The sequence below is a fragment of the Aporhodopirellula sallentina SM41 genome, assembly GCF_000346505.1.
Taxonomy (GTDB): domain Bacteria; phylum Planctomycetota; class Planctomycetia; order Pirellulales; family Pirellulaceae; genus Rhodopirellula; species Rhodopirellula sallentina.
In genome coordinates, this window is sequence record NZ_ANOH01000037.1 from 1 (window position 1) to 7710 (window position 7710).

A 7710-nucleotide genomic window follows, 5' to 3' on the forward strand; every position below is an offset into this window, starting at 1 on the left:
CCGTAGTCGGATTGCACAGCGGAATCACCGATGCACGCGGCGTAGTTGGTTCGGCCGAGTGCGGGCAAACCGAATCCGGGATCACTCGGGCAGCGGAACGCGACGATCTCGGTAGCCCATGGGACGTAGTTGATGTCCTGCGGCGTTGGCCCCATTGGGTTCCATGGATTGGCGACGGTCCCGATCGCGGCGCTGAGGTTGCCGTCGGTTCGTTCGGAACTCGGGTTGCTGATCTTTTCCCACGTTGCCTGTTGTTCGATGAACGGAAGGATGCCTACGAGCATGCTGAGGCTCTCGCGACTCGCGATCGTTGTGCTTCGCCAAACCTGCGACGGTCCGTTGGCAACGTTGCCCGGTGGCAGCAGCAGGGGCATCGTTCCCGAACCGTGAGTGGGCAGTTGCCGGTAGGCCGAATGATAGTTGTGGATGGCCAATCCGATCTGTTTGAAATTATTGCTGCAGCTCATCCGGCGAGCTGCCTCACGAGCGGCTTGGACGGCCGGTAGCAACAGTCCAACGAGGACTCCGATAATTGCGATGACTACCAGCAGTTCCACCAGTGTGAAGCCGCCCGGTTCGCGCTTTTGGTGACGCATTTGAAAACACCCTTTAAGAAGAAAGACAGAAAAGTTGTCAGCGACAGCCCGATGTTTGGCTGCACCTCAACCCACCGCGATGGCAATTGGGGCAACACGGGCAAAGGTCCGACGCTGCCCGCAGTGGCGTTGTAGTGGTGTAATGATAGACGCAAAGGGGGCGGCAAGTCCCTCAGGCGTTCACATGATATAGAGGACTTTTTCTGCAGAATGTGTTCCCGCACCAGACCGACGGCGGGGATTGGTGTGCAGCCGCCGTGGGGAAGCTTGCCACGACACGTCTAATAAAGAAGGCTGTATTACTCGCCGGGAGCCAGCAGCCCGAGACGGTGGGCTTGGTGAACGGCGCCGGGCGCGTTGCTCACGCCGAGCTTTTCGTAGATATGAGTGATATGGGTATCGACGGTCGCGTAGCGAATACCGAGTTCGTTGGCGATCTCCTTCTTAACCAATCCTTCCGCCAGCAGCCCGAGCACTTCCAATTCGCGATGAGTGAGAAGCTCAGCCGGATCGGCCTTTTGATGTTTCTTCCGCAACGCATCGAGCAAGTGTTTCGCGACGCTTCGATCGATGGTCGCATCACCTCGCATGACCGCAGCGATGCCATCGGTGATCTCCTCGAGCGTCGCGGTCTTCAAAAGATATCCAGCCGCACCGAGCGAAATGGCGCGCACGACATCATGTGGAAGATCCGATTGCGTTAACACGATCACCTTAATATCCGGCGAGACCGATAGGATCTTTTCGAGAGCGGTCAGCCCATCCATGCCAGGCAGTCGCAGGTCGAGAAGAATCAGATGTGGGAACGACGAGTCGGAGTTTTTAAGTTCGCGCAGCGCGATCTCTGCAGTCCCGTACTGGCACGCGAGATGAAACTCCGGATGGTCCGCCAGAGCGATGCGAATCACCTCGCGATATTCCGGATTGTCTTCGATCAACATCAGGTCTACTGTTTTCATGTTGCTTCTCTTCTCGATCGCCAACTTGAGATGCGGCTTTGGCGTAGCGTCAGCGTGATTCGTGTGCCGTGGTCGGGGAGGTTTTCAGCGGTCACCTGAGCACCCAAAAGTCGGGCTCGGCGTCCGAGTGATTTGGGAACCCGATCGCCGATTTGAGCGACCAGCCCACAACCGTTGTCCGTAACGATCAAACGGACCTCGTTCGGATCCGCAACCAATTTGGTTGAGGCTCGGGTTGCGTTGGAGTGTTGCAGAATGTTGGCCAAGCACTCTTTGTAAAACAGGAACAGATCGATCCGGTTGCGGTGTGAAAGCAAGTTCAGGTGTTCTTCGCCGACGATCGTAAGTTTGTGTTCGAGGTCGGCCATCATCCTTTCTGATGTTCGCCGCATGTCGTGCACGAGGTTCTCGAAGAGGCCCTTCGACTCTAACAGGTTCGAGCAGTAGCGAGCCGACATGCCGCTGCGCTGCGAGAGCGCGCGGATGCGTTGCAACAAGTCAGAGAGTTTGTCGGGCGAGGCTCGGTTCACGTGAGCGATATCGGCCAACAGACTGAGTGCGTGTAGGTTCGCACCGAGTTCGTCGTGAAGGTCGGCAGCGATCTGTTCACGCGTTCGATTGATGGCCCGTTGTCGCCGCGTGTGTCCGATGATGAGTGCGGCAATCGTGCCGAGCACGAGCACCACGACGAGCCATGTCAGTCGACGGATAACGGTCGACTGTTGATAATAGCGACGGTTCAGTTCGGCGATGATCAGCGGCCGTTCGGATTCGAATTGATGCCGCGTCGAGAGTTCATGCATCCATTGTTTGATGGAAATGATTTGTCCGTAGATGTTGTTTCCATCGGTCAACGATTGAAGAGAGCGGGTGAACCCGAAGACGCGAAAGTTGGCATCGAATAACCGATCGATGGCAACGTTGATTCCGTCGCTGAAGATCTCAACCTCTGCGAATCCAACGAACTTGGTTTCGAGGTTGTAGCCCATATGTTTCGGCAAATCATCGAGCTTCATTCGCACGTAGCGACACGCGGTCTTTGGGAAACGTTGCATGACAATGGGGCCTGTGTCGGTTTCCGATTCGCGGACATACTCGAGCAACGTCACGGCATCGGAGAAGTCTTCTTGGAACGCGCCTTCGACAACGATGCGTCCGGGAAAACCGAAGCCTTCGGGGGCACTCGCGGGGATCGTATCGCTCTGGTCAGTCGAATGAAAATGAATTCGTTCGACTTCGTAGGTCGAGCCCAAGTCAACCGAAAGCGTCGGCAACACATCGCCTTCGACTCTGCTGATGAACGCCATGCTTTGCTCGCCTCCCACGCCGTTCATGAGGTAGGGCATGAATCCATCGACGAGGTATTTTCGTTTGCGTAGGGCCTTGTTCCCACTCATCACTCGATGAGGATTCGACGCTCTGGTGCAGCGCGACGTTTTCGCGACCGGAGAACACGAGGATCTCCGAGAGCTGCAGCACGTAGCGGTTATCCCAAGCGCGTCGGGACAACTGCGTCGCTTCGACACGTATCCATGATGCGTTTTGTGGTTCGATGTCGACGACCACGGGGGCGATGCGAGGCAACAGGTTATCGTCGGACGTCAAGCTCGCGACGCGGTGACCCTCATCGTCGTCGCATCCGACGCTGATGTTGAACGCAACCGGAAAGCCATCGGCGCGAAAACCCAACGTTGTGTCACGCCAGATCGCAGGAACCAGAACGACTTGATCGATCGAGGTTTCCTCCGCCAATCGGATCGTGATCTCGACGGTTTCGTTCGGGTCGTCGGAGGCCGAAGAGCGATAGCCGATCGCACCAACCCCGCTCCGCATGCTCGGCCGTGCCAGGAGCTGCAGGCTCCTGTCGATCTTTAGCAATCGTTCTTCGAGCAGTCGTTGCGGAGTGTCGCGGTGCGGAGTGCGTTCCAATGAGAAGTCGTCACCGAGCGACGAGTGGGCAGCAAAAACGAGCAGCAACCACGCGAGCATTCGAGCTAATCGGACATGGCGAGAGGCATGCAAATCGCTGGCTGATTCAACGTCGAGAAGGGAGGTGGGGAACGACCCGGGAAACTGGTCGGGATGCGAAAGTGGAAACCGTTCGCATCCCCCGTCAGTCTAACGCAACGCAAGACGCGTGATTTCGCCCATCCTGTGAAAACAGGAGGCGACCACGACGAGGCAGCAACGACGGACCGGCACAAACGCAAACGCATACGCGACCGGGATATGGTTCTCGACGCAAGGCAGGTTTATCGAACCGGCGGTGGCATTCCGAGGAGGCTGCGTGCGGGGCGAAAAACGGGCGGCGCGACCGCTGGAGAGGATGGTCGGCGGGCGGTATCTTTAAACCGGTTCGCCCTCCCTCATTTATTCACGACGCGGATTCACGACGCGCGGTGCTGCTCGACCGAGGAGACTCGTTCGGGAGGTTTCGCGCCTTATCCATCCCCATACACCCGATTCACCATGACTGCTCCCCGATCGAACCCGTCGCTCGCACAGAATCGTCTCGGTCGTGACGGGTTCGCAGTTTCGACACTCGGGTTTGGCGGCTGGGCGTTGGGGGGCCAGTGGGGTGTGCAGAATGATTCCGAGTCGATTTCGGCGCTCGAAAAAGCGATCGAGTCGGGGGTCAACTTCATCGACACCGCGCCCGGATACGGCGACGGACGCAGTGAGCATGTGATCGCCGACGTGCTCGGCAACGTCCCGCCGCAAATTCGCGAAACCATTCACGTCGCAACGAAAACGCCGCCCTCGGCCGGACCGTGGCCGCCGAGTCCGTATTGTCGTTGGCAGGATCGCTATTCGGCGGCGTATATCCGGTCGAACGTCGAGGAACGCTTGCGGAACCTGCGAACGGATTGTCTCGATTTGTTGCAGTTGCACACGTGGACGCGGGCATGGAACGACGACCCGCAGCCGCTGCTCGTTTTGCAGAAACTGCGAGAAGAGGGCAAGATCCGCAAGATCGGCATTTGCACGCCCGAACAGGATCAGAACTGCGTCGTGCAATTGATGCGTGACGGGCTGGTCGACGTCGTGCAGGTGATCTTCAATTTGTTCGAGCAAGAACCGGCCGCTCAGTTGTTCCCCGTCGCCGAGGAAACCGGGACCGGGGTGATTGTTCGCGTTTCGCTCGATGAAGGCGGACTGACCGGCAAATACGCGGCCGACCACGAGTTCCCGGCCGACGACTTCCGCAGCACCTATTTTGGTGGCGACCGGATGCATCGGACGGCGGAGCGGGTTTCCGAGATCGCGGCGGATTTGGAGGAACTCGGTTTGTCCGACGACTATTCACTCGCCGATGCGGCAATAAAATTCTCACAGTCTCATTCCGCGGTCAGCACCGTCATCGTCGGCATGCGAAACCCCGAACAGGTCGCGAAAAACGTGGCCGCGGACGGGCTACCCGATTTCACACCAGAAGTATTGCAACGGTTGCGACGGCACCAGTGGTTGCGGGGCGTGTGGTATGGGGGAAAATGAGACTTTCGCGTTTTCCGCACTCCGGTATCATCATCATCCATGACCAAACACATATTTGTTACCGGCGGCGTTGTTAGTTCACTCGGCAAGGGGCTGACTAGCGCCTCGATCGGAATGCTGCTCGAGCGGCGCGGGCTCCGCGTCCGAATGCAGAAGCTCGACCCGTACATCAACGTCGACCCGGGCACGATGAGCCCTTACCAACACGGTGAGGTGTACGTCCTCGACGACGGATCAGAAACCGACCTCGACCTCGGTCACTACGAGCGGTTCACGTCCGGGAAGCTCGACCGCGACTGCAATTACACGACCGGTCAGATTTACCTGTCGGTGATCGAGAAGGAACGCAAAGGTCAGTTCCTCGGCAAAACGGTCCAGGTGATTCCGCACATCACCAACGAAATCAAACGCGTGATCAAACGCATGGGCGGCGATGACGTCGACGTCGTGATCACCGAAATCGGTGGTACGGTCGGTGACATCGAGAGCCTGCCGTTTCTCGAAGCGATCCGTCAATTTTCGCTGGACGTTGGACGCGAGAACTGCCTGTACATGCACCTGACGCTGGTGCCGTATTTGAAGGCCGCTGACGAACTGAAAACGAAACCGACCCAGCACTCGGTCGGGCAACTCCGCGAGATCGGGATTCAACCCGACATTTTGGTTTGCCGATCCGAACGCAGCATCAGTCGCGACGACCGTGAAAAGATCGCTTTGTTCTGTAACGTGAAAACCGAAGCGGTGATCGAAGAGAAGGACAAAGACTTCTCGATCTACGAAGTTCCGCTGTCGCTGGTCGACAACAAGATGGACGAACTCGTCGTGGACAAACTCGGCCTCTCCGCCGGCAACCTCGACATGACGCCGTGGACGGATCTGTTGCATCGTTTGCGAAACCCACGTCACGAGCTGTCGATCGCGGTCGTCGGAAAATACGCCGAGCACAAGGACGCGTACAAGTCGATCTACGAATCGATCGATCACGCGGGCATGCACCACGATGCCCAAATCCGCATCGGTCGGATTCAAAGCAGCGACATCGAACGCGAAGGTGCCGAACGATTGCTTTCGGGTTACCACGGGATCTTGGTCCCCGGCGGCTTTGGCGAACGTGGTGTCGAAGGCAAAGTGCAGGCGATCGAGTTTGCTCGCAAGAAAGGCGTCCCGTTCTTTGGCATTTGTCTCGGCATGCAACTCGCCGTGATCGAATACGCGCGAAACGTCATGCAGTTCGCCGGTGCTCACTCGACCGAGTTCGATAAAGACACTGCTTACCCGGTGATTTGTTTGCTCGACGAACAACAGAACGTGACGCAGATGGGCGGCACGATGCGTTTGGGCAGCCAGCCGGCTCGATTGACGCCGGACTCGCGGGCGCACCTCGCCTATGGCGTCGAAGCGATCGCTGAACGCCATCGTCACCGGTACGAGTTCAACAACGAATACCGCGACGTGTTCGAGAAAGCCGGCATGCAGTTCTCGGGACGTAGCCCCGACGGTGGATTGATTGAGATCGTCGAGATCCCATCGCATCCGTGGTTCGTCGCGGCCCAGTTCCACCCCGAGTTCAAGAGTAAACCCTTAGCCGCTCATCCGCTGTTTGTTGATTTTGTCGACGCGGCGATTCTGCGGCGAAAGAAACGTGTTACTGACGAAATCGAAATCCAAGCAGCAGAAGCGTCTAGTTAGAATGACCCAACCGAACGAAGAAAACGAAACGACTCAGCAATCGCCAAAAATCATCGTTGACTCCGATTGGAAGGAGCAGGTCGCCAAGGAAAAAGAGGCGGCGGCCCAAGGAACAACAGCCGACGGTGACGCCCCCGAAAGTGGCAGTAGCGCCGCGAGTGAAACGGTGGGTACTGAAGCGACCGGCACTGAATCAACCGCGAGTGCGACGCCAGAAACAGCGGACGCCGCGGATTCGGCACCTTCGCCGAATGCGTCTGGCGATAGCGGCCCACCGTTGCCGGCGCCGAGTTTCGAGGTCTTGGTGTCGATGCTGTTCACGCAGGCGATGAGTGCGTTGGGCCAAATGCCCAGCCCCGTCGACGGGGAAACGAAAGTCGACAAGCGGATGGCGAAGCACTCGATCGACATGCTCGAAATGTTGACGAGCAAGACGGAGGGTAACCTGACCGAAAACGAGTCGAAGATGCTCGGCGAAGCCCTGCACGCGTTGCGAATGACCTACGTGAGCGTCCGCGATTGATGCAAACGCCCGGTGATGGAAGCTGTTAAACTTCCATTCGGCGATGTTGAGTATTCACGAAACCCACGATGGGTTTGCTTAGAGTGCGCATGCCATTGCTCGCGTTCCTCGCACGTCAATTTCTCTCAAACGAATTGATCTTGAATGTTGATTCTCCGTCGTGGCATCGATTTACCGCGTTTCGTTGCTCTGCTGTTGACGTCGATACTCGTCCTCGCGAGCGTCCCGACGACGTTGCGAGCACAAGACGACGGGGCGAAATCCGATCCCGCGGCGATGGCTCTTTACGCTGACGCGGCGAACTTCCAAACCAATGGCGCGGTGGATCTCGCGATCGAGAATTGGCAACAGTTCCTCAGTCGTTACCCGGATCACAAACTCGCCCCGAAGGTCGCGCACTACCTCGGCGTTTGCTACATGCAGTCGGATCCGCCGGAGTTGATCGAGG

Annotated in this window: 8 protein-coding genes; 4 read left to right on the forward strand and 4 right to left on the reverse strand. The window is 57.7% G+C overall.

The genetic code is table 11. The features are described from left to right. From RSSM_RS01675 to RSSM_RS33550, 4 genes are all read right to left on the reverse strand, one after another. The coding region (locus tag RSSM_RS01675; RefSeq protein ID WP_008673816.1) for a DUF1559 family PulG-like putative transporter at positions 1-596 on the reverse strand (596 nt) is incomplete at its 3' end. A gap of 299 nt (positions 597-895) precedes the next feature. Beyond that, on the reverse strand, positions 896-1555 hold the full coding sequence (locus tag RSSM_RS01680) for a response regulator (RefSeq protein ID WP_008673818.1): 660 nt from the start codon (positions 1553-1555) through the stop codon (positions 896-898). Beyond that, positions 1552-2901 carry a sensor histidine kinase gene (locus RSSM_RS01685; RefSeq protein ID WP_160168082.1) on the reverse strand — a complete coding sequence of 450 codons (1350 nt, stop codon included), beginning with the start codon at positions 2899-2901 and terminating at the stop codon, positions 1552-1554. The genes RSSM_RS01680 and RSSM_RS01685 overlap by 4 nt, the downstream gene beginning before the upstream one ends. After that, a complete protein-coding gene (locus RSSM_RS33550; RefSeq protein ID WP_008673821.1) occupies positions 2810-3544 on the reverse strand; it encodes a histidine kinase in 735 nt (244 codons plus the stop codon). The genes RSSM_RS01685 and RSSM_RS33550 overlap by 92 nt, the downstream gene beginning before the upstream one ends. Positions 3545-4024: 480 nt before the next feature. On the opposite strand from RSSM_RS33550, the gene RSSM_RS01690 reads away from it, so the two are divergent. From RSSM_RS01690 to RSSM_RS01705, 4 genes are all read left to right on the forward strand, one after another. Beyond that, a complete protein-coding gene (locus RSSM_RS01690; RefSeq protein WP_044300595.1) occupies positions 4025-5050 on the forward strand; it encodes an aldo/keto reductase in 1026 nt (341 codons plus the stop codon). 39 nt (positions 5051-5089) lie between these two features. Continuing rightward, positions 5090-6739: a CTP synthase gene (locus tag RSSM_RS01695; protein ID WP_008673823.1), complete on the forward strand. Its 1650-nt coding sequence runs from the start codon at positions 5090-5092 to the stop codon at positions 6737-6739. 1 nt (position 6740) lies between these two features. Further along, the gene (locus RSSM_RS01700; protein ID WP_008673825.1) at positions 6741-7262 is read left to right on the forward strand and encodes a DUF1844 domain-containing protein; all 522 of its coding nucleotides are present in this window, start codon (positions 6741-6743) and stop codon (positions 7260-7262) included. Between the two features lie 144 nt (positions 7263-7406). Then, positions 7407-7710 (forward strand): tetratricopeptide repeat protein (locus RSSM_RS01705; RefSeq protein WP_008673827.1); only part of this gene is annotated, 304 nt, incomplete at its 3' end.